This window comes from Granulicella paludicola (assembly GCF_025685545.1).
GTDB lineage: Bacteria > Acidobacteriota > Terriglobia > Terriglobales > Acidobacteriaceae > Granulicella > Granulicella paludicola.
In genome coordinates, this window is record NZ_JAGSYC010000025.1 from 427330 (window position 1) to 452973 (window position 25644).

At 60.3% G+C, this 25644-nt stretch carries 26 protein-coding genes; 14 read left to right on the forward strand and 12 right to left on the reverse strand.

All coding sequences use genetic code 11. The annotated features are described in order from the left end of the window. Positions 1 to 147: 147 nt before the first annotated feature. The gene (locus OHL14_RS13555; protein WP_263379889.1) at positions 148 to 1461 is read right to left on the reverse strand and encodes a M24 family metallopeptidase; all 1314 of its coding nucleotides are present in this window, start codon (positions 1459 to 1461) and stop codon (positions 148 to 150) included. A gap of 56 nt (positions 1462 to 1517) precedes the next feature. Between OHL14_RS13555 and fbp the strand changes: the two genes are divergently transcribed. From fbp to priA, 3 genes are read left to right on the forward strand one after another with little or no spacing between them, the layout of a single operon-like run. Next, positions 1518 to 2486: a class 1 fructose-bisphosphatase gene (gene fbp / locus OHL14_RS13560; protein ID WP_263379890.1), complete on the forward strand. Its 969-nt coding sequence runs from the start codon at positions 1518 to 1520 to the stop codon at positions 2484 to 2486. Then, positions 2486 to 3448 (forward strand): alanyl-tRNA editing protein, encoded by a 963-nt coding sequence (locus OHL14_RS13565; protein ID WP_263379891.1) that lies wholly within the window; start codon positions 2486 to 2488, stop codon positions 3446 to 3448. The genes fbp and OHL14_RS13565 overlap by 1 nt, the downstream gene beginning before the upstream one ends. Before the next feature lie 9 nt (positions 3449 to 3457). Then, positions 3458 to 5998 (forward strand): replication restart helicase PriA, encoded by a 2541-nt coding sequence (priA, locus tag OHL14_RS13570; RefSeq protein WP_263379892.1) that lies wholly within the window; start codon positions 3458 to 3460, stop codon positions 5996 to 5998. Between the two features lie 94 nt (positions 5999 to 6092). On the opposite strand, the gene OHL14_RS13575 is transcribed toward priA, so the two are convergent. Next, positions 6093 to 6362 carry an HU family DNA-binding protein gene (locus OHL14_RS13575; protein WP_182277472.1) on the reverse strand — a complete coding sequence of 90 codons (270 nt, stop codon included), beginning with the start codon at positions 6360 to 6362 and terminating at the stop codon, positions 6093 to 6095. A gap of 280 nt (positions 6363 to 6642) precedes the next feature. On the opposite strand from OHL14_RS13575, the gene dcd reads away from it, so the two are divergent. The 6 genes from dcd to OHL14_RS13605 all read left to right on the forward strand — a co-directional run bounded on the left by dcd (position 6643) and on the right by OHL14_RS13605 (position 11725). Continuing rightward, on the forward strand, positions 6643 to 7197 hold the full coding sequence (dcd, locus tag OHL14_RS13580; RefSeq protein WP_263379893.1) for a dCTP deaminase: 555 nt from the start codon (positions 6643 to 6645) through the stop codon (positions 7195 to 7197). Between the two features lie 112 nt (positions 7198 to 7309). Then, positions 7310 to 8008, forward strand: coding sequence for a response regulator transcription factor (locus tag OHL14_RS13585; protein WP_263379894.1), 699 nt, complete (start codon positions 7310 to 7312; stop codon positions 8006 to 8008). A gap of 303 nt (positions 8009 to 8311) precedes the next feature. Then, on the forward strand, positions 8312 to 9004 hold the full coding sequence (locus tag OHL14_RS13590) for a lipid-binding SYLF domain-containing protein (RefSeq protein ID WP_263379895.1): 693 nt from the start codon (positions 8312 to 8314) through the stop codon (positions 9002 to 9004). A 159-nt stretch (positions 9005 to 9163) separates the two neighbouring features. Further along, complete coding sequence (locus OHL14_RS13595) at positions 9164 to 10066, forward strand: lysophospholipid acyltransferase family protein (protein ID WP_263380286.1); 903 nt, start codon at positions 9164 to 9166, stop codon at positions 10064 to 10066. Continuing rightward, positions 10063 to 11055 (forward strand): UDP-3-O-(3-hydroxymyristoyl)glucosamine N-acyltransferase, encoded by a 993-nt coding sequence (locus OHL14_RS13600; RefSeq protein WP_263379896.1) that lies wholly within the window; start codon positions 10063 to 10065, stop codon positions 11053 to 11055. The genes OHL14_RS13595 and OHL14_RS13600 overlap by 4 nt, the downstream gene beginning before the upstream one ends. 31 nt (positions 11056 to 11086) lie before the next feature. Next, entirely contained in the window at positions 11087 to 11725 is a 639-nt protein-coding gene (locus OHL14_RS13605) for a hypothetical protein (protein WP_263379897.1), read from the forward strand. Between the two features lie 61 nt (positions 11726 to 11786). Here the strand turns inward: OHL14_RS13605 and OHL14_RS13610 are convergent, their stop codons facing one another. The 4 genes from OHL14_RS13610 to OHL14_RS13625 all read right to left on the reverse strand — a co-directional run bounded on the left by OHL14_RS13610 (position 11787) and on the right by OHL14_RS13625 (position 16635). Then, entirely contained in the window at positions 11787 to 12905 is a 1119-nt protein-coding gene (locus OHL14_RS13610) for a ferritin-like domain-containing protein (protein ID WP_263379898.1), read from the reverse strand. 29 nt (positions 12906 to 12934) lie between these two features. Continuing rightward, positions 12935 to 13972, reverse strand: coding sequence for a ferritin-like domain-containing protein (locus OHL14_RS13615; protein WP_263379899.1), 1038 nt, complete (start codon positions 13970 to 13972; stop codon positions 12935 to 12937). Positions 13973 to 14339: 367 nt separating this feature from the next. Next, positions 14340 to 15077, reverse strand: a complete 738-nt coding sequence (gene bshB1, locus OHL14_RS13620; RefSeq protein WP_263379900.1) for a bacillithiol biosynthesis deacetylase BshB1 — start codon at positions 15075 to 15077, stop codon at positions 14340 to 14342. 4 nt (positions 15078 to 15081) lie between these two features. Next, on the reverse strand, positions 15082 to 16635 hold the full coding sequence (locus OHL14_RS13625; protein ID WP_263379901.1) for a hypothetical protein: 1554 nt from the start codon (positions 16633 to 16635) through the stop codon (positions 15082 to 15084). 190 nt (positions 16636 to 16825) lie between these two features. Here OHL14_RS13625 and OHL14_RS13630 point away from each other — a divergent pair, with 190 nt between their 5' ends. Together OHL14_RS13630 and xseB are read left to right on the forward strand one after the other, a co-directional pair. After that, positions 16826 to 18733, forward strand: coding sequence for a bifunctional homocysteine S-methyltransferase/methylenetetrahydrofolate reductase (locus OHL14_RS13630; RefSeq protein WP_263379902.1), 1908 nt, complete (start codon positions 16826 to 16828; stop codon positions 18731 to 18733). Beyond that, complete coding sequence (gene xseB / locus OHL14_RS13635; protein WP_263379903.1) at positions 18733 to 18993, forward strand: exodeoxyribonuclease VII small subunit; 261 nt, start codon at positions 18733 to 18735, stop codon at positions 18991 to 18993. Before OHL14_RS13630 ends, xseB begins: the two co-directional genes overlap by 1 nt. Here xseB and OHL14_RS13640 read toward each other — a convergent pair. From OHL14_RS13640 to OHL14_RS13650, 3 genes are all read right to left on the reverse strand, one after another. Next, a complete protein-coding gene (locus OHL14_RS13640; RefSeq protein WP_263379904.1) occupies positions 18990 to 20006 on the reverse strand; it encodes a polyprenyl synthetase family protein in 1017 nt (338 codons plus the stop codon). The two genes, xseB and OHL14_RS13640, sit on opposite strands and share 4 nt — an antisense overlap. A gap of 135 nt (positions 20007 to 20141) precedes the next feature. Next, positions 20142 to 20642 carry a YajQ family cyclic di-GMP-binding protein gene (locus OHL14_RS13645; RefSeq protein WP_263379905.1) on the reverse strand — a complete coding sequence of 167 codons (501 nt, stop codon included), beginning with the start codon at positions 20640 to 20642 and terminating at the stop codon, positions 20142 to 20144. A gap of 45 nt (positions 20643 to 20687) precedes the next feature. Next, positions 20688 to 21509 (reverse strand): TatD family hydrolase, encoded by an 822-nt coding sequence (locus OHL14_RS13650; RefSeq protein WP_263379906.1) that lies wholly within the window; start codon positions 21507 to 21509, stop codon positions 20688 to 20690. 409 nt (positions 21510 to 21918) lie between these two features. On the opposite strand from OHL14_RS13650, the gene OHL14_RS13655 reads away from it, so the two are divergent. The 3 genes from OHL14_RS13655 (at position 21919) to OHL14_RS13665 (ending at position 23628) form a co-directional block, all read left to right on the forward strand. Further along, the gene (locus OHL14_RS13655) at positions 21919 to 22380 is read left to right on the forward strand and encodes a cupin domain-containing protein (RefSeq protein ID WP_263379907.1); all 462 of its coding nucleotides are present in this window, start codon (positions 21919 to 21921) and stop codon (positions 22378 to 22380) included. Then, entirely contained in the window at positions 22377 to 22817 is a 441-nt protein-coding gene (locus OHL14_RS13660; protein WP_263379908.1) for a cupin domain-containing protein, read from the forward strand. Before OHL14_RS13655 ends, OHL14_RS13660 begins: the two co-directional genes overlap by 4 nt. A gap of 85 nt (positions 22818 to 22902) precedes the next feature. Continuing rightward, positions 22903 to 23628, forward strand: coding sequence for a lysophospholipid acyltransferase family protein (locus OHL14_RS13665; protein WP_263379909.1), 726 nt, complete (start codon positions 22903 to 22905; stop codon positions 23626 to 23628). An 88-nt stretch (positions 23629 to 23716) separates the two neighbouring features. On the opposite strand, the gene OHL14_RS13670 is transcribed toward OHL14_RS13665, so the two are convergent. The 3 genes from OHL14_RS13670 to OHL14_RS13680 all read right to left on the reverse strand — a co-directional run bounded on the left by OHL14_RS13670 (position 23717) and on the right by OHL14_RS13680 (position 25550). Next, positions 23717 to 24085 carry a nuclear transport factor 2 family protein gene (locus OHL14_RS13670; protein WP_263379910.1) on the reverse strand — a complete coding sequence of 123 codons (369 nt, stop codon included), beginning with the start codon at positions 24083 to 24085 and terminating at the stop codon, positions 23717 to 23719. Between the two features lie 89 nt (positions 24086 to 24174). Then, complete coding sequence (locus OHL14_RS13675; RefSeq protein WP_263379911.1) at positions 24175 to 24360, reverse strand: DNA-directed RNA polymerase subunit omega; 186 nt, start codon at positions 24358 to 24360, stop codon at positions 24175 to 24177. Positions 24361 to 24518: 158 nt separating this feature from the next. Next, positions 24519 to 25550: an oxidoreductase gene (locus tag OHL14_RS13680; protein WP_263379912.1), complete on the reverse strand. Its 1032-nt coding sequence runs from the start codon at positions 25548 to 25550 to the stop codon at positions 24519 to 24521. Between the last annotated feature and the right edge of the window lie 94 nt (positions 25551 to 25644).

The following is a 25644-nucleotide window of genomic DNA, read 5'->3' on the forward strand; positions in this document are numbered from 1 at the left end:
AGGAATAAGCCCCGAGGTCTGCCTCGGGGCTTGTTGTTTGGCGTGTTTCATAAACCCTTGAAAGCCATGCGGCTATGAGCAAACAGCAGGTCCTTCGCTGCGCTTAGGATGCCAATTCCAAAAAGATGCGTATTTGTAAAACACGCTCTAGGCGTTCCCAAACGGGTCGGTGAGGCTGGGGCTTTGCGGCGTGAAGAGCTTTGCGCCGTCCGCGGTGATCAACATATCGTCTTCGAGGCGCACGCCGAAGGGTGCGGGGTCGTCGGCGAGGTAGATGCCGGGTTCGTCGGAGAAGGTCATGCCGGGGGCGAGCTTCATGGTGTTGCCGCGGACGAGGTAGTACCACTCGTGCATGTCCATGCCGATGCCGTGGCCGACGCGGTGGGTGAAGTGCTTGTAGTCGGGGCCGAAGCCTGCGTCGGTGATGACCTTGCGGGCGGCGGCGTCGACCGACTGCATCTCTGCACCGGGGTGCGCGGCCGCGAGCGCTGCTGCCTGCGCGGCGTGGACGACATCGAAGACCTTTTTCTGGCGATCGGTGGGTTTGCCGTAGACGAAGCTGCGAGACATGTCCGACTGGTAGCCTTCGACGAAGCAGCCGTCATCGATCAGTACCATCTCCCCTTCTCGGATGATTTGCGGCGTAGGCGAGCCGTGGGGTTGAGCGGAGAACTCGGCGACCTGGCAGGAGGCTTCGCCGCGAACGCCGCAACGCGCGTAGCCGGCGTCGACCAGCGAGGTGAACTGGCGGTTGGTCATGCCCGGACCGCAGGCCTGGTAGACGGCCTTGTAGACCGAAAGCGTGATGTTGTTGGCGAGCTGCATCAGCGCGAGCTCGGCAGGGGTCTTGAGGCTGCGGCAGCCGGAGACAATTGGGATGCCGGAGGTTGTGGCACGTGGGGCGACGGCCTTGGCGATGCGGTCGGCGAAGACGAACTGCAAGCGCTCGTCGAGTGCCAGCGGCAGGGATGAGGTTGTGGCGGCCTTCAGCGATGAAGCGAGCAGCGCGTACGGATCTTCATCTTCATGCCAGGTGTAGATCTTTGTGGTTGCTCCGCCGGGGACGGTATGGAGCGCCTCTGTCATGCGCCCCTCTTCAAACGAGGGGCAGACGATAAACGGAGCGCCGCTGGCTGGCAGCGTCCAGGCGAACATGCGTTCGGACTGTCCGCTGCCGATACCGAGGAAGTATTGCAGCGAGGTGCCGCCGGTGATGGTGAGCGCCGCGATTTTTTGCTGCTGCATCAGCTCGCGGGCGCGATCGAGGCGCTGCTGGCGCTCGGTCGAAGTGATGGGCACAGCCTCGTGCGAGCGGTTCTTCAGGGCGAGGATCGACGGTGGAAGCGGCTTGCCGTCGGACTCTTCGGCGGCAGCGCGCTGGGCTGAGGCGGCAGAGGAACCGAGGGCGAAAGCGGGCGCGGCGGCAGTCGCGGTGAAGAGGAGGCGGCGTCGGGTGAGCATACTGGGATTGTAAGGTGAAATACTGTAAGCGCAGGTTTGAAGATGACGAGGGCGGCATGGCATACAGAAGGACGGTGGAAGAGTTTGTAACGGAGCGCGCAGGCGCGGAGCTGGGTGTGGTCTTTGCAGCGATAGCGGTGGCCTCGCAGGGGATCGAGCGTCAGATTCGGCTGGCAGGCCTGAGCGATGTCTATGGCGCGTTTGGCGCGGTGAACGTGCAGGGTGAGCAGCAGCAGAAGCTGGATGTGTACGCGAATGACGAACTGATCGCGCAACTCGGTAAGGTGAAGAGTGTTGCGGCGGTGGTGAGCGAAGAGGACGAGGGACCTGTCATGTTCGACCATCCGGGCGCGGAGTTCGCGGTCATCTTCGATCCGCTCGACGGCTCTTCGAACATTGATGTGAATGTGAACGTCGGCACGATCTTCAGCATTGCGCGCGTCAGCGGCGATGTGGTGGAGTCGGTGCTGAAGCCGGGAACCGAGCAGATCGCTGCGGGCTATGTGGTCTATGGGCCTTCGACGGTGATGGTGATTGCGTTCGGGGATAAGGATGGCGTGGCAGGCTTCACACTCGATGCCGAGGGGAGATTCGTGCTGACGAGCGAGTCGATGACAATGCCTCCGCAGGGACCGTACTACTCAGCCAACGAGGCGAATGCCGCGAGCTGGCCGGTGGCGTACCAGGAGTTTGTGAAGACGCTGGTGAGCGAAGGATTGGCGGGTAAGGCCTACAGCGCGCGCTACATCGGCAGCCTGGTGGCGGACTTTCATCGCACGCTGCTGAAGGGTGGTGTGTTTCTGTATCCACCGACGGAGAAAGCGCCGACGGGCAAGCTGCGGCTGCTGTATGAGGCTCGTCCGCTGGCGTTGATTGCGGAGAAAGCAGGCGGCGCGGCGGTGAATGGAGCGACGCGGATTCTTGATCTAAAGGCTGAAGGAATTCACGAACGCACGTCGCTGATCGTGGGCAGCAAGGCTGAGGTCGAAGCGCTCAATCGCCTGGTGATGGGGGCTGCAAAGTAGTGGTTGCCGAGAGACTTTATTACAACGCGTCTGCTCTGGAGCTACGCGCGCTGGAGTTTGCCGCGACGGTGACCGACATCCGGCTCGATTCGAAGGACACGAACGGGCAGCTGTGGCAGATCTCGCTCGACAAGACAGCTTTCTATCCAGTCGGTGGCGGACAGCCGTTCGACCTTGGTACGCTCACGGCGACCTCGCGCAGCGGCGCTGTGCTTGAGGTGCAGGTCGAGCGCGTCGAAGAGGACGAGGCTGGCGAGGTGTGGCACTACGTCCGCAAGCCGCTCATGCATGAGACTGAGATTGTGGGGCGCGTGGATGCGTCGCGGAGGATGGACCACGCGCAGCAGCACTCGGGGCAGCATCTGCTTTCGGCGATCTTTCTTGAGGAAGTCGGCGCGAAGACGGTGTCGTTTCATCTCGGTGCGGACAGCGTGACGATTGATCTTGCGGTGGAGAAGCTGAGCGAGGAGCATCTGCAGCAGGTTGAGGCTGCGGCGAATCGCGTGATCTACGAGGATAGGGTGATCGCACCGAGGTGGGTGGAGCGCGCAGAAGCTGAGGCCATGCTGCAGCGCGGCGAGTTGCGCAAGCTGCCGGAACGCCAAGGTCCGATGCGGATTGTGGAGATGCAGGGCATCGAGTTCAACGCGTGCGGTGGCACGCATGTTGCGAGCACGGGTGCGATTGGATCGATCCTTGTGCGGCGCACGGAGAAGGTGAAGCAGGGAACGCGCGTGGAGTTTGTCTGTGGCCTGCGTGCGGTGGAGACGGCTCGGCGGGACTATGCGCTGCTGCGACAGGCGGCAGGATTGCTGAGTGTGGGCGCGAAGGATCTTCCGGCGCGGGTGGAGAAGCTGCTGCAGGATGCGAAGGCTGCAGCGAAGGAGTTGAAACTGTTGAAGAAGGCCGCAAGCTCTGGAACCCCTCCGGCGCAAGAGGCTATTCACAGCGCCGGGGAATAGTCTGGAGAGGTGAGTCAGTATTGCGATGTCGCGTTGCCGGTGCCGTTGGACCGGGCCTTTACGTACGAGCTGGGTGAGCTTGAGGCGGAGGTAGGCGCGCGGGTGATGGTGCCGTTCGGTGGGCAGCGGCTGGTGGGCATCGTGATGGCGGTGCATGATGCAGCTCCGGACGAGGGCGTCGAGGTCAAGCGTGTCGAGCGGGTGCTTGATGAGGCTGCACTGCTTCCCGATGAACTGATGGAGCTGGGCAAGTGGATTGCCGCCTACTACTGCGCTCCGCTGGGCGAGGTGCTGCGCGGCATGATGCCGCTGACGGCTGAGGTCAAGCGCCAGTGGACCTATCGCATCGGCGAGCAGGGACGGCGCGTGCTGTATGAGGGCGCGGCGAAGGGCAGCTCGCGGCGGTCGAAGCTGACGCCGGAAGAGCAGAACCGCGAATACGCAGTGTTGAATTATCTGGAGAGCGGCGAGCCGGGCAAGGTGTCGGCGATCCGTAGCGCGACGGGCGCGAATAAGGCGATGCTCGACGCGATGGCCAAGAAGAAGTGGCTGGTGCGCGAGCCGCTGCAGGAGGTACGCGATGCGAGACGGGTGGAGATGGTGGCCGTTCTTGAAGAGCAGGTAGTAGGGAATCGAGAGCAGGGTGTAGAAGAACAGCAGACGAAGCGGCTGCCGAAGTTGAACGAAAACCAGCTAGCCGTGATGGCGGAACTCGCAGGCTGCGGTGGGCGCGAGTTGGTGCGGGAGCTGCGGATACGGCTGGCGGTGCATGGTGTGCCCGAATCGTCGCTGGGCACTTTGGTGAAGCGGGGGCTGGTGCGGCTGGAGGAGTCAGCCCAGGCCTTCCATGTGACGAGCCTGAGCCAGCATGGCAAGAAGTTTGCGCATGAGCATACATTGAACGAGGCGCAGATAGAGGCTTTAGCGGTGATTGCTGCGGCGATGGAAAAGAGCGGTTTTCGACCGCACCTGTTGTATGGCATCACCGGCTCGGGTAAGACGGCGGTGTATATCGCCGCGATGCAGAGGGCGCTGGCAGCTGGAAAGTCGGCGCTGCTGCTGGTGCCGGAGATTGGGCTGACGCCGGGGACCGCCGCGCAGATGGTCGCGGCGTTCGGCAGCGAGGTGGCGCTGCTGCACTCGCAGCTAACGCCGGACGAACGTGCAGAGCAGTGGCACCGCATTCGTAAAGGCGAGGCCCGCGTTGTCATCGGCACGCGCTCCGCGGTGTTTGCGCCGATGCCAGAGCTCGGATTGATCCTCGTCGACGAAGAGCACGACAGTAGTTACAAGCAGGAGGAGACGCCGCGCTACCACGGTCGCGACGTCGCCGTGATGCGGGCCAAACTGCTCGGCTGCACGGTCGTGCTGGGCTCGGCGACGCCGTCGCTCGAAAGCTGGAGCAACGCCGAGCGTGGCCGCTATGTGCGCATCGAAATGACGGAGCGCGTCGCCTCGCGACCGCTGCCGAAGGTCGAGATGATCGACATGCGCGAGGAGTTTCGCGAGACGGGCAAGGAGCAGTTGTTTGCCCGGCGGCTGATCGAGGAAACGACGGCGGCGCTCGGTCGCGGTGAGCAGGTGATCATCCTGCTGAACCGGCGCGGTTATAGCTTTGTGGTGATGTGTCGCAGCTGTGGCGAAAAGCTGGAATGCGAGAACTGCGCCATCTCGCTGACGTATCACAAGGGTGGCGAGGAACAGAGTCTGAACGGCGAAGCGCGGGTCGGGCAGCGGTTGGAGTGCCACTACTGCGGGTTCCGGCGCAATGTGCCCAAGGACTGTCCCAAGTGCCAGAGCGAGCACCTGTACTACCTCGGGGCGGGATCGCAGCAGGGTGAGGAGATTCTGCAGGAGCTGTTTCCGGGCGCGCGGATTGGCCGCATGGATCGTGACACCGTGCGTACTCGTGGGGACATGGAACGGCTCCTGGCTAAACTTCATTCGGGCGAGATCAACCTGCTGGTGGGGACGCAGATGATCGCCAAGGGGCACGACATTCACGGCGTTACGCTCGTTGGGGTCGTCGGAGCAGACTTTGCGCTGGGGCTGCCGGACTTCCGTGCCTCCGAGCGTGTGTTCCAGCTGCTGACGCAGGTCAGTGGCCGCGCTGGCCGCGGTGAGCTACCGGGCAAGGTGCTGGTGCAGAGCTATCAGCCTGACCACTATGTGAATCAGTTTGCGCGCGAGCATGATTACACGGGCTTTGCCGCGAAGGAGATGTACTTCCGGCGAGCGATGAAGTATCCGCCGCTGAGTGTGCTGGCGAATGTAATTATCCAGGGCGAGCGGCTCGAAGAGGTTCTGGGTTGGGCGACGAAGCTGGGCCGCTGGCTGAGCCAACATAAGCCGGAGGGCGTGCGGGTGCTGGGACCGGCACCCGCGCCGAACTCTAAGTTGAAACGGATCTACCGGTATCACATGGTGTTAAAGGCCGATCGTCGCGATGTGCTGAGCGCAGCGTTGCGCGCGATGCTAAACGTGGTGGAGGCAGAACAGATTCCGCGCCGTGCCGTGGTCGTGGATGTAGACCCCGTCCACCTGATGTAGGCGCGTGTCCTCAAATGGCACGGGAAGCAAAAAGATATGCCTGACCCGGTGAATGGGACAGGCATATCTTTTTGCATGATTCAATCAGGAAAAACTAGTCGATGAGGTGGAGATCTTTGCCGGGCTTGAAGCGAACGGCCTTTCCGGGGGTGATGCTGACCTCGGCGCCAGTGCGCGGATTGCGGCCCACGCCGGTCTTTCTGGGTTTGACGGTGAAGACGCCGAAGCCGCGCAGCTCGATACGGTCGCTCTTGGTCAGAGCCCCCTTCATGGCTTCGAAGATGGCGTCAACGGCGGACTCGGCCTTGATCCGGGGAAGTCCGGTGCGTTCGACGACACGTTGAATGAGATCCTGCTTAATCAATGAGGATGCCTTCCTTAGCCTATTGGAGTGGAAGCGGTTGGGACATGGGTGTCGCTTTTGATTTGATAGAAACCGCTTGAGCTACTGTGCGCCCGGTTCAATATCTTCTGATGGTAGAAAGCGGTCTGCGGATTGTCAATTGTGATGCTTGCCATTTAGCCTCGCGACAAGGGGTCACGAGCTACCCACAGGGGTTTAGGATACGCTCGTAGGCAGAACTCATTTCGAAAGGACAGCAGGCCGCTGCCGTTACGGCGCGCTGCGACAAAGACCTCAAACGATGTCGATCAAGAGCGATAGATGGATTCGGACCCAAGCCCTCGAACATAAGATGATCGAACCCTTCAGCGAGAAGCAGGTACGTGAGGGTGTGATCTCCTATGGACTTTCGTCTTATGGCTACGATCTGCGCGTTTCGAACGAGTTCAAGATCTTTACGAATGTGAATAGCGCGATCATCGATCCGAAGGCCTTCGACGAGAAGTCGTTTGTCTCGGTCGAAGCGGACACCATCATCGTTCCTCCGAACTCTTTTGCCCTTGCACGTTCGATCGAGTACTTCCGCATTCCCCGCGATGTGCTCACGATCTGCGTGGGCAAGAGTACGTATGCGCGCTGCGGCATCATCGTCAACGTGACGCCGTTCGAACCGGAATGGGAAGGGTATGTGACCCTCGAGATCTCGAACACGACGCCGTTGCCGGCGCGCATCTACGCCAATGAAGGTCTCTGCCAGATACTCTTCTTCCAGGGCGACGAACCCTGCGAAGTCAGCTACGCGGACCGCAAGGGCAAGTATCAAAACCAGCAGGGTATCGTTCTGCCAAAGCTGTAAGAGCCAAGCTGCGAAGTTCAAGGGCCAGGCAGTACGTTGTACACAACACAGAAAGAACAACGAACCGTATCGACGCAGGAGCGCGACGTTGACAAGAGGCTCAAGAGCACGTGTGGGTGTAATAGCAGCTGACCCCCTGCGCTCCATCGGGTTGCTGGCTATTCTGGAAGAGACCGTTTTGGTGGATGCGGTATCGCTTGGTATGTCCGAGGACCGCGAGATCCAGCGGTTGGACGCGCGGCATGGTGTCCCTTCGAGCGACCCAGCGAACTTCGATGCGCTGCTGCTTGATACACGTATGCCACTCGATGAACTGTCGGACATGATTTCACGCGTGCGACGCGACTACAACGGTTTGAAGGTCGTAGTGATGGGCGCGCAGATCGACCCCGAGTATGTGCAGAGCGTGATCGGCGCAGGAGCTAAGGGGTACCTTGCAGAGACCGCCAGCGAGGGTGAGATCCGCATGGCTATGGAGGTCGTGCTCGATGGCTCGATCTGGGCACCGCGCAAGGTGCTCGCCCGTTTGATCGATGCAGGGAGGGTGAACTTCGGCGGTACGGTTGCCAGTACTGATTCCGTCGTCGGCGTGATGACGCCACGCGAACTCGAGGTGCTGCATCTTCTTATGGATGGCCGCACCAATCGAGACATCGCTTCGGCAATGGGCATCGACGAGGTGACGGTGAAGGCGCACCTAGGCCGGATGTTGCGGAAAACGCGATCCAGTAATCGCGTCGAACTGACGTTGCGAGCGATTGAAGAGCGAGCCACGCGCCTGCAGCCCAGCCGTGCCGGCACTCGAGCCTGATCTTGTGTCGTATTCCGTAGCTATTGGGGAATGTGGGACTTAGGTCTACACCCGAAGGTATACCACCCTCAGTACTCTTGTTTGCGCGGGCCGGATGGCTGAAAGTAACTCAAGTACAGACCTGGGAGAAGCGGGGTTGTGAGCGGCGATTGGAGACAATCACCACTTCACAACCCCCATTTTTTTATCTCGCGGCATATGTGCGCGCGGTGCAACCTCATCGTGGCTCTTTCCATCAGACCAAACATAGGCGGTTGAGCGTTGCGAGACGATCCCTGCCAATTGTTCTGAAAGGTTTGAATAATGAAAAAGTTGATGGGTGTTCTCTGTGCTGTGGCGATGTCTGCCTCAATGGTTCCTGCGCACGCTCAGGATGCAAAGCTGACGGATCGTTTGCAGAGTGCCACGAACGTGATCAACGAAGTGATGGCGGCTCCAGATAAGGCAATTCCGCAGTCGATCCTGGCTGACGCCAAGTGTTTGGTGGTGGTTCCGAGCTTCAAGAAGGGCGCCTTTGTTGTGGGTGCTCAGTATGGCCAAGGTGTGGCGACCTGCCGCACGCCAAAGGGTTGGAGCTCGCCAGTATTCGTACAGCTGACCGGTGGTAGCTTCGGCTTCCAGATCGGCGGACAGGCAACGGATCTGATTCTCGTTGCTATGAACGAGGGCGGCCTGGAGCACATGCTGACGAACAAATTCAAGATCGGTGGCGATGCCGCTGCTTCGGCTGGCCCGGTAGGCCGCAATGCCCAGGCTGGTACGGACTGGAAGCTCAATGCTGAATTCCTGACCTACTCGCGCAGCAAGGGTCTCTTCGCTGGTATCGACCTCGACGGTACGGTGCTTTCGCAGAACTCAGACGATACACGCACTGAGTACGGTTCGGATGTACCTTTCAAGGGTGTGCTTTCTGGCCAGGTGGTGACGCCTGAAAACGCTCGTCCCTTTGTTCACACCGTTGCGAAGTACTTCGTAATTTCGAAGGACGCGCAGTAATCTGAGCGCAGTCAGCAATATTGCACAGAGGGGCGACTTCGGTCGCCCCTCTTGCTTTTGCAGAGCAATCCGGATTCACATGCAAGCGGACGCAGCAAGCGGATAGACTGTTCGTTGTTGGCTCATATCAAAATCAATCCGAAGGCCGCCTCTCCGGGTATGCAGCATCGCGTGGAATATTGCGCTCTACGCTTGCTGGTCGCGGCGATTGGCGTCATGCCGCGCCGAGTCGCGCGAGCGGTCGGCGCTGCACTGGGAACGTTGGTCCGTGTGACCCTGTCTCGCCTGCGTCAGACCGGACTTCAAAACCTTGCCATGGCGCTTCCGGAGACGACGGCTGAAGAGCGCGAGAGGATCCTGAACGGCGTGTATCGCTCGCTGGGCTGGGAGTTGGCCGAGTTCTGCAAGATGTCCCGCTATACCGCAACGCAGGCATCGATGTTCATTCGTTACGCCGGTCTGGAGAACTATCTTGCGGCCCGTGATCGAGGCAAGGGGGTGCTTGTACTCACAGGCCATCTCGGCGCGTGGGAGCTTTCAAGCTTCTATCACTCGCTGGTGGGTTATCCCATGTCGATGGTAATCCGCAAGCTAGACAATCCGTTGGTGGATGCGTATGTAAACCGGATTCGCTGTCTACATGGCAACCGTGTCATCCACAAAGATGACTTCGCACGTGGGTTGCTGACTGCGATGAACAAGGGCGAGACTGTGGGCATCCTGATGGACACCAACATGACACCCCCGCAGGGAGTGTTTGTACCCTTCTTTGGTGTGCCTGCCTGCACGGCTACGGCTATGGCTCGCATCGCACTCAGGTCCGACGCTGCAGTGATCCCGGGCTTTCTGCTATGGGAAGCTTCCGAGCGGAAGTATGTGCTGCGCTTCGGCCCGCAGATCGAGTTAGTTCGTACCGGCGACGCGCAAGCGGACATCGTAGCTAACACGGCGTTGTTTACCGCTGTCACTGAGTCGTATATTCGGCGTTACCCGGAGCAGTGGTTGTGGGTGCATCGTCGCTGGAAGACGCGCCCTCCGGGTGAGGAGAGATTGTATCGATGAAGAGCCTTACGAAAGAACAGATCACCGCGCTCGCAGGGATGGAACCTGGCAGCCCAACGCAGAATTCGGTGTCGAAGCTGCGGCAAGAGCAGCAGCCTCCCGCAACACCGCTCACGCGCGTGGCAAGCATGGAAGACGCCGGGCCCGATGCCGTTGTCTTCGCGCAGGACGAGGCGTCGCTGGCGACAGCGCTGGCTTCAAAGGCTGGGCTGGTACTGGCCCCCCTTAAGCTTTTGAAAGGCCATACAGCGACTGAGGGTGCCGAGGCTGACGCGCGCGTCTTAGGGGTAGAGGCACCAAAGTACGTCTTCGCGCTCGTCGCGAAGGAACTGAGCGCCGAAAGTGCCTTGGGCATCCATCCCAGCGCGTTCGTCGACGACAGCGCGCGCTGGGGCAAGCGTCTACGCGTCGGCGCGACAGCGGTAGTCGAAGCCAATGTGCGAATGGGCGATGACGTCGTGATTGGGGCGGGTGCAAAGATCCTGCAAGGTGTGGAGCTTGGCAGTCGCGTCGTGGTGCAGGCTGGAGCGGTACTTGGCTCTACCGGCTTCGGTTACGTACGCAACCGAGAGACGGGCGAGTACCTCCTCTTTCCGCAGCAGGGGAAACTGGTGATCGAGGACGACGTTGAGATTGGTGCGAACACGACCATCGACCGTGGCGCGCTTGGCGAGACGAGGATCGGCAAAGGAACAAAGATCGATAACCTGGTGCAGGTGGGTCACAACTGTCAGGTGGGCAAACACGTGGTAATTGCCTCGCAGGTGGGCATCTCCGGCTCATGTGTGATCGAGGATGGCGCGATCCTTGCCGGGCAGGTGGGCCTCGGTGACCACGCCACAGTGGGCAAGGGCGTGATCCTTGGTGGTCAGGGCGGCGTTTACCCTGGCAAAACGATACGCGGGGAGGGTGAGATGTTTGCGGGCACGCCTGCGGAGCCCGTGCGCGATTTCCTGAAGACCATGGCTAAGGTACGGCGTCTGAAGTAGAAGTTCTTTGGCGGAGGAGCAGGGAGGCTCAATGGCGATCGTCGTCGTCGGCGGACACACGCGGAACATCGGCAAGACCAGTGTCGTCGCTGGCCTGATCGCCGCGTTGCCGGAGTTACGCTGGACAGCCATCAAGATCACGCAATTCGGACACGGCGTCTGCTCGGCGAACGGTGAGCCCTGCGACTGCGAGACAGCGGACCACACGATCGCCGTCAGCGAAGAACGAGAGCGCACCAGCGGCACAGACTCGTCGCGTTATCTCGCGGCTGGCGCGATCCGGTCCTTCTGGGTGCGCACGCGGCAGGGGCAGCTGGCAGAGGCGATGCCGCGGGTTCGGCAGTTGCTTTTTTCGGCTCAGGCCAACGAGGGCAATGTTATCGTCGAGTCCAACAGCGTTCTTCGCTTCCTGCAGCCGGACTTGTCGCTCAGTGTGCTCGATCCTGCGGTGAGCGACTTCAAGGAGTCAGCGAAGCGGTATCTGGACCGCACTGATGCCGTGATCGTGCCGGCGGGAGCCGTCTTCGATGCTGGATGGGATGGTGTCTCAGCGAAGGTGCTGGCGACCCGACGTCGCTTCGAGTTTCAGGCACCGGAGTATTGCTCCGAGATTCTGGTGCAACTTGTCCGCGAGAAGATGACGGCAGAGATCGCAACCACCAATAAGTGAGCAGCAACTAAACAGCAAAGCCCCGCAGATGGCGGGGCTTTGCTGCTGTTGCGGGTTCGATCTACTTGAAGCCGTTGGCACCGGCGTTGAGGCCAGCGGGGAAGAACAGACCCGTTGCTGTCGGTGTAACCGTGCCGCCAGCCGAGACCTTCGATCCACCGCAGACGATGTTGAGCACTTGGTTCGTAGTGCGCGCAATCGCGATGCTGTTGGTGGGGTCCGACGCCGAAAGGTCAACGTCGACCAAGCGGGTTGCGCTGACGGCGGTTGTGCCGGCAAGCGAGACGGTGGGCGGGGTCAGTGTCGTTCCACCGGCGCCGACAGCCATGAGGCCGAAGTCATCCGGGCTCGGGTCGAAGGTGCTGGCTGCCGTACCCTGCGCTGCCAGCGTGGCCCGCAGAGCCGACACCTGGTTGGTTAGCGTGAGGTAGCCGTTGGTGTTATTCGGGTCGAGGCTGTTGATCGTCGTACGCACCAGGCCTGCGTGGTACGCCTCAACCGCCAGAATGCCAGCCGCAACCGGAAGGGTCGTGGTGGTACCTGTCAGCAGGGCCGCAGCGCCGTGGTATGCCGTGACGCCTACATCCTCAAACACGTAGGCTCCGATGAGGAAGAACGGATTGCTGAGGTAGGGCGAGAACGTCGTAACAGCACCCGAGGTTGCCAGACCACCGAGGGAGTTCCAGAGCGCAGAGCTGAGGTTGATCGCAGGCTGGTTCGCAGCGAGCGTACCCAGAGCAGCCTGAAGGGCGAGTACGTGCTTGCCTTCTTCGATGGCCGTCTCCGTCGCGTAAGAGCCGACGGTCGTGCCTGTCGTGGTGGCTCCGAACGGCACCTGGTTTGCGCCGGTGGTGTTTACCGTGCCAGCCGTGCCAACGCCGCCACCGGTGATGGTGATCGGGATACCGGCCGAAGGTGCGCCTGCCGCGATGGCAGCAGCATTCGGCGTGTTGATGGTGCAACCGAAGGCCGCGAGGTAGTAGAAGTTCGCCTCGAGGTACTCGAGATTGAGAGCGAAGTTGAGGATGTCGTTATCGGTATACGTTGCCGACTGTGCCTCTGCCTTGGTTGAACCAGCGCCGACCACGAGTCCGGCGAGGGCTGCGCCGCCAAGCGAAAGCATCTTGCGGCGGCTCTTGACGATGATGTCGTCCAGAATTTGAGTCTCTAAGGTTGCCATGATATTTTCCGTCCTTCAGTCAGTGCCGATTAAGCCGTTGTGGTCGCGAAGATGCTGTTCGTTCCGTTGGGGAAGAAGCCGCCGGACTTTACGCCGACCGTGGCAGACCCATAGACGATGTGGTGAACCTGGTTGACCGTACGCGAGAAGCCAACGGCCTTTACAGGATCCGCAGCAACGATTGCGCTGGGCGTGCTGTAGGAGGTCGGCAGCGTCAGAGCGGTCTCAACCGATCCCGAGGTGCTTGGAGCAGCTGTGTTGCCAACCGTGAGCGAAGCGCGAAGAGCGGCCACGCTGTTCGCCAGACCAATCAGGGCGTTGGAACTGGTCGCCACCGAGATGCCAGTGATGGCTGTGCGCACATAGCCTGCGTGGTACGCCTCGACTGCCAAGATGCCGGCCGCTGCGGTGAGATACGTCTTGCCCGTCGTCGTCGTGCTGATCAGCGGGGCTGCGCCGGAGTATGCCGTGACACCTACGTCCTCAAAGATGAACGAGCCGATGAGGAAGTTATTGAAGCTGGTGTAAGGGCTGAAGGCTCCCGTGCCTGTTGCCGGTGTGCCGATACCCGGGGTCACATTTGCAAGTGTGCTGAAGAAAGTGAGGTCGAGTGCTGGGCAGGGTACCGCGGCCGAGCCGAGAGCCGACCGGAGAAAGCGCACATGCGACTGCTCTTCATAGGCGATCTCATTGATGATGTTCTGCTGTGCTGCGGTGAGCGCGCCAGCCGAACCTGAGGCGACGGAGGTCACCGGGATGTTGCCGCTGGTCTTGATCGTACCCTGCGTGTACGAGCCGCTGTAGCCGCTGGGCGCGGCCATGTCTGCTGCAGCGAGACCAGAGCCATTCGCAGCGTAAAGATAGAAGGACGCTTCGAGGTACTCCAGATTCAACGCGAAGTTAAGCACATCGGCATCCGTGAAGGTGCTGGTGGGCGTCGTCGTTACGGGAGCCGCGCTATCGTTGGAGCAGCCCACCATCATCGCAGCTGCCGCGGTTGTGCCTGCACCGGCGAGAAAATTACGCCGTGAAAACAGGTGATTCAGCTTGTCATCGAGTTTCTTCACGATACTTCTCCTTGTGAATCCGTGTGTCTTACGTTCTGGCCCAGAAAATCTTTGCTGTCGTGAGGCGTCCGCCATTTTGCGTAGGGAATCCTCGCCTCGGCAGGAAATCTCCTGCGAGTGAAGTGAAAATGGCAGAGTTACGGGTTGATTGATTCGGAGTGGCAGAAGATGGATGTCTACCGGTCGAAGCGCGCTTTCATAGGGTGCAACGAAGTAAATATTCTTGAACTTCGTCGACCGATGAAACGCGATCATGCCTCCCAATATGGCGTTGGAACAAGCATCACGACAACGCTTGCTCTGTATCATTCACGCGAACAAGGTTCGCTTGGATTGGAAAGGATTCAAGAAAGATAGAAATGTTCGACTAAATGCTTTGAACTGGAAGTGACATCAAATCGCTCACCGCCGAAACTTCTCGCTGCACGAATGGCTCTGCATAGCGAACTCCTGCCAGCAGACCGTAATGACGTGCCGTCGAGTACATGCGCTCACGAATGTCCGCTTCCGGCACAAAGAGACCCGCGCCCATTGTCTGCTCACCGTACTGCGAACGGTAGGCGAGTAGCGCCTGTTGACGTGTCTCAATGTACGGTGTGATGTCGACCACGAAGGTAGGCCGGACATCGGAGTAGAGCGAGGCGTAGAGGATCTTGTAAGGCCGGTGCGGCGCTCCGTGCGAAGCATCGAGGTCGAGCCGCGAAAGTCCGGCAGCGAAGCAAGCTTCATAGCCCAGCGTTGCCGTGGTGTAGTGGTCTGGGTGGCGTCCCTGCCAGTAAGGCAGGATGACCACGCGCGGCCGAAGTCGTCGCAGTACAGCGGCAATCTTCAGGCGGTTCTCGAGCGTGTTCTGCACATTGCCATCTGGCAGGTCAAGCGCCTCGCGATGGCTGACTTTCAGGATCTCGGCAGCGGCATCGGCTTCGGCTTCCCGTTCGGCAGCCGAGCCACGAGTGCCTGCCTCGCCGCGGGTCAGGTCGAGGATACCTGTCCGCCAGCCGAGGGCCTGCTGCACAAGCAAAGTCCCTCCGCAAGTCTGTTCCACGTCATCGCGATGGGCTGCGATGGCAAGAACGTCGACTACGGAGGGACTTGTCTGCTGCATCAGGTTAGTTCGCGCTGTTGGTCAGCGCGTCCATGTAAGCCACGTCCAGCACGGTGCCCTGGATGGTGATGTTGTAGTTGTTGATTTCCGTACCAGCTGCCGGAGTCGTGTTGTACCCAGGATCGCGGGGATCGGTGATCGCGCCGCCGGTGTAGAAGGCGTGGATCTGACCGCCATAGGCTGTAAAGACCTTATGGAAGCCCTGTACCCAGCAGATGCCCGTCGCGCTGCCGTAGTAATAGAGGTTGTCGTCGGTGTTGGGGTACGCAACGGTGACAGCAGAGGCGGGCGTGCCGGTGTTCTGCGTCACTGCTGGAACGATCTGCGCTGTCGGCGTGCTCGTTCCGTTCAGGGTCACCATGGTCAGGCAGTTATAGTTGCCGGCCTGGTCCGTAACGCCCTTGGCATTCAGTTCCTGGGTCGCTGTATACGCTCGCACTCCATTGGCGCACTGTGTCGATCCGACCCAGAGGGTATTGTCATCCGCGAACAACAGGCGCGTATGTGTGCCGTCGGAGATCGAAACCGGCGAACCGGCCTTGTAGGTGGACAGATTCAGCAGGGTCAGGTTACCTGCAAACAAGCCGCTACCCTGGAGTTGTTGCCCCGCCAGATAGAGATAGTTAGAGTCCGAAAGCGCGACCGTGACTCCCCCAGGGATCAGCACCGGATTCGCCACCGGCAACGTCGCCATCGCCGATACGTCAGGGCTCGCTGTGGGAACGTTGTTGAAGTCGAGCGTCGACATCTTCAGAAACGCCACGCTGGCAGTCGTTCCACCCGCTTCGGGACCGCTGTTCAGAACGTCAGCTGTGGTGCCGTCGAGAGAGAAATACACATCGTGCGGACGGTCAAAGGTACCGTTCACCGGTACGATGCAGAAGGTCGGCAGCAACAGCGGTTCGCAGTCCACGGATCCGGGGGGAATCACAGGCGTCGTAGTCGCGGGTAGCTTCACCACGCGATAGAGCGTGTTGGAGTTCTTGACCATCGCCAACATCACGGTATTGCCCTGGGAGACAACGACCTTATCCACGTTCGGCAGGCTGAACGCGTAGCTGCCTCCGCCGTAGGACATCACAAACTGCCCGGTCGTTTGCGAGGCACCGAGGAAGGTGACTCCGTTTACTGAAGCAGCTGCGGAGGGGGCGTTCGCGCCGAAGCTGACCGCCGTACCGGAGCTGGTTTCCTTGCTGTAGTTGATGGTCGTCAGCGCGCCATCGTTAGAAGAGAAGACATAGCCGGTGGTCTCTTCCGGATAGTTGATGATCTGGACGGGGTCCAGTTCGGAATAGCCAGAGATCGTAAAGTGCGTGATCGTGTTCTGAACGTTGCCACGCAGATCGCGCTCGCCATCCAGCATCTCCAGACCGCCGCTAACACCGGTGGTGTACGCAGCCATCACGCGATAAAGCAGCCCGCTGGGCGGGGTCGCACGGCCAGCAGTGTTGTACTCAGGGTAGTAATACAGCGGCGCGCGGCAGGAGGAGAGCGCCAGGGTAGACGCAGCCAAAAGGAGGCCGACATAGAGCCGGACAGAGACACTTCGAATCTTCAACTTTAACCACTCCAAATCGGTTGCGCCGGTGCGCTGGGACTTCTACAGACTTCAGACGAGTATATCAGGCAGAGGTGAGCCAGCAGGTCGTCCGGCGGGTGTGGAGAAGGCTCCGGCAGCGGCCCGGCGTTATACGATGGAGGTTACGTCTGGACCTTGAGGCGTTAGAAATGAGCAAGAACGGAGATCCATGGCTGCTGCGGTAGAAATGCCCATCGAGGAAAGAAATGACGCGATCGCAAAGCTCTTCGCAGGCGAAACTGTGCTCTGCGACGGCGCGATGGGCACGATGTTGTACGGCTGCGGAGTTTTCATCAACCGCTGTTATGACGAACTGAACGTGACGCAGCCGGAGATCGTCCGTGGCGTGCATGAGCATTATCTGCAGGCGGGCGCGCAGATCATCGAGACCAACACCTTTGGCGCCAACGCCTTCCGGCTGGAGCGCTTCGGTCTGCGGGACAAGGTCGCCGCCCTTAACCGCGCGGGAGCCACAGTGGCTCGGCGGTGCGTTGAGGCGCAGGCGGAAAAGCAAGGCACGCAGGCGTTCGTCGCCGGAGCCGTCGGCTCACTCGGCCTGAAGCTCGAACCGGCTGGCGAGACTACGTTGGTGGAAGCGCGCGCCGCGTTTGCAGAGCAGATCGCCGCGCTGGCTGAAGGCGGCGTCGATCTGCTGATCGCCGAGACGATGATGTCTGTTGCTGAGGCCGAGCAGGCTGTGCTCGCCGCGCGGGAGGCGGCGCCGCAGCTGAAGATCGTGGTGTTGATGACGGTGGATGAGGCAGGGAACTGTCTCGACGGCAATACGCCGGAGATGGCCGCGCAGACGCTGACTGCGGCCGGTGCGGATGCGCTAGGCTGCAACTGCAGCGTCGGTCCGGATACAGTGCTGAGCGTGATCGGTCGCATGAGGGCTGTGACGAAGCTGCCGCTTGTCGCAATGCCGAACGCGGGTATGCCGAAGACCGTTGAGGGCAGGCATATTTATTTGACCTCGCCGGAGTACATGGCGAGCTTCGCGCGTAAGGCTGTGCGTGCCGGAGCGAGCTGGGTGGGTGGTTGCTGTGGCACTACGCCCGAGCACATTCGCGCCATGCGAGGCGCCTTGCGCGCCTTGGAGGCGCAGGTGGTCGGTGAGTCTTCCGCACCCGGCATGACGCGGCAGGCAAGCGTTGAGTCAGAGCAGGGCGTTGAGCCGAAACCACTCGCTGAGCGCTCTGGCATTGGACGCCGAATTGCTACGGGTGAGTTCGTGACAATGGTGGAGATCGTTCCGCCCAAGGGTTTCGATTCGTCGAAGGAGATTGCGGGAGCGAAGCTGCTGAAAGAGCACGGCGTCCATGCAATCAACATCCCTGACTCGCCACGAGCCAGCGCTCGAATGAGCGCGATGAGCCTCTGCCTGCAGATCGAACAGCAGGTCGGCATTGAGACGGTGCTGCACTACACCTGCCGCGACCGCAACGTGCTCGGCATGCAGGGTGACTTGCTCGGTGCAGCTTCCACCGGGCTGAAGAACATTCTGTGCCTCACCGGCGATCCGCCGAAGATGGGTAACTATCCCGATGCGACGGCAGTCTTCGACGTGGACGCGATCGGCCTGGTGAACATCGTGCGCGACCTGAACCATGGTCTCGATTTAGGACGCAATCCGATCAATGCATCGGCAGGCTTTACGATCTCGGTCGCCGCGAATCCCGGCGTGCCGGACATCGACCACGAGATCCGCCGCTTTGAACTGAAGGTCGAAGCCGGTGCCGAGTTCGGCGTTACACAGCCGGTCTTCGATTTGCGGCTGCTGGAACAGTTCCTCCGCCGCATCGAAAGCTTCCGCATACCTATCGTCGCTGGCATCTGGCCGCTCACAAGTTTGCGCAATGCGGAGTTCATGCGCGACCAGCTAAAGGTCTCCATGCCGGAGGAGATACTGAAGCGCATGGCGGCGGCGACCAATAAGGAAGAGTCGCTGGAGATTGGATTACAGATCGCGCGCGAGATGCTGGCCAGCGTGCGTGGCGAGGTACAGGGCGTGCAGGTCAGCGCGCCGTTCGGCAAGTACTCGGCTGCGGTCGAAGTGCTTGAGGGCCTGGAGGGCTAATGGCGAACTTTGAAGATCAATTGGCAGAACTGGAGAAGGTGGTCGAAAAGCTTGAGCGCGGCGACCTCTCGCTCGAGGACAACGTAAGCCTGTTCGAACGCGGGATGTCGCTCTCAGACGCCTGCAAGAAGCAGCTCGCGAACGCAGAGAGCCGCATCGAGGTCTTGCTCGAACCGAAGGAGAACGGGCCGGTGCGGGTGGCTGAGCTGGATGTCGAGGTGGAGGAAGATGATTTGGACCTAGACGACGGACGACTTTAGCGGTCGCGAGTCGTAACGAACGTCGGCACCCAGAGCAGGGCACGTTTGTATTCATTCTCCGGTAGCTCGGCGATCGATTGGCGCGCTGCTTCTGCATAGGCGCAGGCTGTGTCCATCGCGTAGGCGAGGGAGCCGTGCCGCTGCAGAATCTCCAGAATGTCCTGATGGGCGACGCGGGCGAAGCTACGGTCAGCGAGCACTGTGCGAATGGCCTCGCGGTCGGCTCCGGTGCCGCGTTCGAGAGCATGGATCACGGCGAGCGTCGCTTTGCCTTCGCGAAGATCGCTTGCTGCTGGCTTTCCAAGCACATCATCGGTCGCGGTCAGGTCGAGCACATCGTCGACGATCTGGAAGGCCAGGCCAAGGTTGCGACCGTATTCGCCGAGTGTCTGCTCGAACGGGGAGTTCTCTTCCTTATCGTGTCCATTGGACGAAGGGTTCGCGATCACCGCGCCGAGCTTCATCGAGACCTGGAAGAGACACGCAGTCTTGCGATAAATCAGGTCGAAGTACTCTTCCTCGTTAATGAGGTGGCCGAGCTTCTCCATCTGCAGTAGCTCGCCTTCAACCATCTCCTGCGTCAGCGAGATCAGAAGATCGAGGATGCGGAAGTTCCGCTCTTCAAGGGCAGTCTGGAAGGCCTGCATGTAGAGCCAATCGCCGGCAAGAACACATTTGGCGTTGCCCCAGGTGGTGTTGGAAGAAGGTCTGCCGCGGCGCGTGCTGGCTTCGTCGATGATGTCGTCGTGGACCAGCGTGGCGGTGTGCAGCATTTCTACCACTGCCCCGAGGCGGATGCGAGCGTCGCTCTTGCTCTCGAGCGCCTTGGCCGCGAGGATCAGCAGCAAGGGCCGGATGCGCTTGCCACCACCTGCGATGAGGTAGTTGGCAATCTCTGTAACGACAGCGACGGGAGATGCAGACTGACCAGTGAACTCGCGCTCAATGGCGGCGAGGTCGTCCTTGAGGAGGTCGAAGACCTCAGCAGCCGACGCGATGGAGATAGAGCTCACGTACCTCTAAGAGTAGCAGGGTTAGGACGAAGTCCAAAAGCGGCGGGACTGTGGGATACGAAAGTTATCTAGCTGAGTCGAGTATCCTGCAAAACCCATGCCCCAAACGGGACATGGGCGCATGGATATGTGCCGCTAGTTACTGCGGAAGTTGGTGAACTGCAGCTCGACGCCGAGGTCTTTACCGCGTAGCAGGCCCATGATCTGTTGCAGCGTGTCGCGGTCCTTGCTGGTCACGCGGACTGTGTCGCCCTGGATGCTGGCTTGCGCCTTCATCTTCGAGTCCTTGATCATCGCGACGATCTTCTTCGCGGGCTCGGACGAGATGCCCTGCTTGAGCTTGATCTTCTGGCGGACGGAGGAGTTCGAGGCGGGTTCGATCTTCTCGTACTCGAGGTTTTTCAGCGATACGCCGCGCTTGACGAGCTTCTGGCCGAGAATTTCGGTGACCGCGTTGAGCGTGTACTCATCCTGCGAGGCGAGTTGAATGGCCTCTTCTTTTTCGAGCACGATCGTTGACTTGGAATTCTTCAGATCGAAGCGTGCGTTGACCTCTTTGGTCGCCTGGTCGATGGCGTTCTTGACTTCCTGGATCTCTACTTTGCTGACGACGTCGAAGCTGTTATCTGCTGCCATGATGTTTCCTCTTTTGCTTGGATGTTCATTATGCCTGATGCGTCGCTACGCAGTCGCAGGGAACAGGCGGTGGAAGTTTGCGGTGGTCTGCTCGGCGAGCGATGCTGGCGAGATGCCACGAAGGTTGGCGACAAAGCTAGCGGTGAGCGCAGTATTTGCTGGCTCGTTGGGCTGGCCGCGCAGCGGGATCGGCGTCAGGAACGGAGCGTCGGTTTCGACAAGGATGCGATCGGCGGGCGCTGACGCTGCGACCTGTTGAATCGTCACTGACTTCGGGTACGTGACGTTGCCAGCGAAGCTGAGATAGAAGCCGATGGCGAGCGAGCGCGCTGCCTGAGCTTCATTGCCGGAGAAGCAGTGCATGATGCCGGGAAGATTGTGCGGTGTCCAATGCTCGGCGAGGAGCGCGAGAAGATCTTCCCAAGCGTCTGCTGGTTCGTATTTTTGTTTTGCTGCGGGTATCGCGAGCTCCGAGGTTCGGCAGTGGATTGTGATCGGCTTGCGGACGGCAGCGGCGATCTTCAGCTGCGCGATGAAGGCAGCGTGCTGCGTCGGAATGTCCGGGTTGCCGAGATGGTAGTAATCGAGGCCGATCTCGCCGATAGCGATGCAGCGCGGGTCCTGGACGAGCGCTGCGAGCTTTGCGAGAGCTTCCGGCGTTGCGCGCTGAGCTTCCTGCGGGTGAATTCCAGCGGTCGCGAAGATTTCGGGGTGCTGGTTTGCGAGTTCCAAAGCGCGGTGCATCGTGTCTGGACCTTCTCCGATACCGATGGCGAGAAGTTTCCTGACTCCGGCTGCTTCGGCGTTGGCGAGAATCGGCGCGAGGTCTTCGTAATCGTCGAGATGGCAGTGACTATCGATCAGCATATTGCGATTCCTTGGGGTACCCCCCCACCTTATGGTTCAAAGTCTTGATTGCGCTTGGTTTAAGCGTGGACTATGAGTGGAAAGTCGTGAAGTGAGTCGGCAAGATGTGGCGGGTGTGACGTGACTCTTGTTTATTCCCTACTGCTATTGTAGCGAATGGCGCACAGCAAACATCCAAAAGATATCTCTATTCAAATGTGCAGGTTAGGGTAAAAGGGGGCTTGACAGCAAAACAGGGGAAAGGGGGAGAGGAGGGTGAGTGAAAAGCAAAGGACAGGGGCTTTGAACGCGGAGGGCGGGAAGGTTCTGCGCGAAGGTCGCGAAGGGATCAGGTGGGGATGGATGGAGGACGGTGGTGCTGTCTGACAGGTATGATGCTCGCGAGTTTTGGAGGTGTGGTGTGGATGCGATGAATCGGCGGGATGTTCTGGGAGCGTTGGCGGCGTTTGCTGCGCTGGGAGCGACAGCGGCAGAGGCGCAAACGGGTGGGGCGGGGTCGGAGGATTTGACCGTGTCGCACGTGTTTCGGTTTTCGGAGATGGTGGAGAAGCCTTCGTCGAACGGTGGCTGGAGCCGCGCGGTGACGCACGGGACATTGGCGACAGGCGAGATCGTGGAGGTGCATGAGACGATGCTGCCTCCGGGACAGATGCCGCATCCTCCGCATCGTCATCCGAACTCGGAGTTCATTCTGATTCGCGAGGGCAAGCTGCAGCACCTGAACGAAGGCGTTGCAGATGCACGGCCGGTGGTGCCGGGTGACATCATCTTCAATGCTTCGAACCGGCTGCATGGCCTGAAGAATATCGGGACGACCAATGCGCTCTACTTTGTGGTTTCGGTCAGCAAAGGACTGGAGGTGAAGGCGTGAACCGAAGGTCAGTGATGGTGGGGTTGGCGGCGGCTGGTGTGGCTGCTGTTGCGAGAGGGCAGGAGGCGGAGGTCACGAAGGCCAGCGGTGACTTCGCAGGCGGGTCGAAGGTATTCAAGACTAGTTCTGCAGAGCGAACTAAGCTGCCGAATGGTGGCGAGCGGCTGAGTGCGTTTATGGGGACGCTTGCGACGGGTGAGACGGCGTCCATGCATGAGAGCTGGATTCCGGCGGGCACACCTGCTCCTGCGCTGCACCGGATCACGCATTCGGAGATGGTCGCGGTGCTCGAAGGCGAGGTGGAGTTTGAGCACGATGGCAAGAAAGAGCGGGCGGTGGCCGGGGATGTGATCTATGTGGCATACGGGACGACCCATGCGATGCGCAATGCAGGGACGGGGATGGCGCGCTACATGGTGTTCCAGGTAGGACAATAGGCAGCATAGATAGAAATTTCGGTGTACGGGATAGGAAGCAGTGCGAGTGCGTGTACGTGTCTTTGCTTCGAAGATCAAGAGAGCTGTGCCCCTGTCTTTTCGGGTACATGTGGTGGCAGGGTTCGTTCCCCGGCGTTTCTGGTATGGCAGCGAGGTGCGGCTGAGTCTGTGGCAGGGTCGGGTGTCGAGCATTGGCTCCCGGCGCAAGGCAACATGGTTGGCGGCGGTGGCGCTGGAGTGGTGGCTTGCCGAACTGACGCGGCGTGGCGGGTTTCCGGTGCGTTTCACGGTGGTTGGACTGGAGGCCTTGACCGAGGCGGTTGCACACTCCGGAGGGGTGCTGTTGTGCGGTGTGCATTTGCCTGGCATGCGCGTAGCTATGCGTGGGCTGATTGAGCATGGCGTGCGAGCCTCGTTTATCGTGACGGCGGAAGAGCACATTGCACCCGAGGGCGAGTGGTTGGCGACAGGCTGCACGGAGGGCTTGTATCCCGTGGTTCAGGGACCGATGGCGTTGATGCAGATGCGCGGAAGGCTGCAGGCAGGGGAGGTGGGTGCCTTGTTGATGGACCGCGATCCGCTTGGGCCGTTCTATCCGAACGGGATGCGGTTGGTGGGACGGCTGGGAGCGCAGGTGGTGTTGGTGTGGGCAGAGTTGGAGGGCGGAGGGGTGAAGGTCACCTGTAAGCGAGCTCCTCATCCGGTCCCGGACACGGAAGACAAGGTGTGGGAGAACCTGGCGGTGCTGGACGAGCAGCGGGTAAGGATTCTGGCCGATCTCGAGTATCCAGGTATACGCAGCCCCGCATGAAGACATAGGTGCTGCGCGAGGAACGACAGAGCCTGTTGCTGACGATGAAGCTTTCAGGAACGGGACGCCTCGCGTGATGGCTGCTGATCTATGGCTTTGGGATGGACGGCCCGAAGGTGGTGATGGCAGCCATTTTGCCCTCCGTTGAGAAGCGGACATGGTCATGGCCTTTCGCAACGACCTTGCCGTCAGGCTGGGTGAAGACCCAGGTGAACAGGGCGATGTCGTGGTGCGTGGAGATGTCGTCGATGGTGAAGTACGAGCCGGGGAACTTCGTCTGAAAGCTGTTGATGTCGGCGAGTACGGCTTCGCGACCTCCCTGGAAATCAGCGGTGAAGTAGAGGAGATCGTCGGCAAAAACTTCATCGAGGATGCTGGTGCGCTGGTCGTCGGTGATCGGTTTCCAAGCCTCTACGTACGTTTCATAGAGTTTCCACGCCTTCTGATTCTGAGTCATTTCGTTTCTCCCTAATGCTGCTGAGAACAGCAGAGAGAGCCTGCTGACAGCGATGTGTCAGCAGGCTCGGTGGTGCTTGAACGATGTTGCTACGCTACTTCGGGGATCACACGCACAGGGGCTTCGGCTGCGATGCGGAGGAAGGCGTTGTTGATAGTCTGGTTCATTTCCTGCGAGCCGATGTGGAGACGGCGCGTAGCTTTGGCTACGGTCTGGCAGAGTTTGTACTTGTTGTCGATGGCTTCGCTTGCACGAAAGATGATTTCTGAACGCATAGGACCTCGTCGTGCGGCCGCCAATGACAGCAGGATTACTGTTTTGTGGGGGAGATCTAAGGCTATACCCTGCGAGGGGCTTGTGCCGGATTGTGGGGTTTATCTTTCTGGGGTCGTCTCCGTGGGGATTGAAATGCCGCCGTTCTGGGAGCGTGCGATTAGTCGGTGAAGGCGAGGGGCAGCGTGCGCTGCTCCTTTGCCGACTGGAAGGAGGCGTCGAGGACGGTCATGACGGCGATGGCCTCCTGTAAAGAGATGGGAGGGAGCGCGCCGTGCAGGATGGCGTCGCGCACCGCGGCGTAGAAGGCGAACTGATTGCCCGGGACGGAGTCGAGTTCGGTCACGGCGCCATCGCCGGAGTAGAAGGTGGTCTTTGTGGGGTCGATGCCGAATTGAGGATCGAGCGGAGAGATTTTCTGCTGAAGCTGCGTCTCCTGCACGTCGGCACCGTACTTGACCCAGGTGCCCTGCGTTCCGTAGAGCACGGAGCGCGGCAGAGGGGCTGCGGCGAGGAGCGAGGCTTCGAGCGTTACGCGCATTTGCGGGTAGGTGAGGACGACGTGGGCCCAGTCGTCGGTGAGGCTACCTTCGCGGAAGGCGGCGAGGTCCGCGGTGACGGCGCTGGGCAGTCCGAAGAGATGCACGGTCAGGTCGATGAGGTGAGGGCCGAGATCTAACCAGAGGCCAGCGCCGGGGCCGGGGTTTTCGCGCCAGCGGTCACGGACGTTGGGGCGATAGCGGTGCATGCGGCAGTCGAACTGGGTGACACGGCCAACAAGGCCACGGTCAAGGGCGTCCTTGACGGAGCGGACTTCGCTGTCCCAGCGACGGTTCTGGAAGACGGTGAGCAAGCGGTGGTTGGCTTCAGCGAAGGTGCGAAGTTGCTGGGCTTCGGCGAGGTTCAGGGTGAAGGGCTTGTCGACGACGACATCTTTGCCGGCCTGCATCGCGGCGAGCGCGAGCGGAAGGTGCTCGGTGTTGGGGGTGACGATGACGACGAGGTCGACGTCGTCGGAGGCGATGAGGTCGTGGGGCGTACAAACTCGCACATCACCAAGGTCGGCGCGGACCTCTTCAGGCTTGCTGGACGCGACAGTAGTGAGTTGCAATCCGGGCACTGCTCGGATCAGCGGCGCGTGAAGCACCTTTCCTGCATAGCCGTAGCCGATGAGACCAACGCGCACGTTCATGCTTGGATTTTAATAGGTAAGGCGTGAAGGCGCGGCCTGATGGACAGAGATTGGTGGCGATCTGCTAGTCTTTCTGCGCTTGGGATGGAAACGA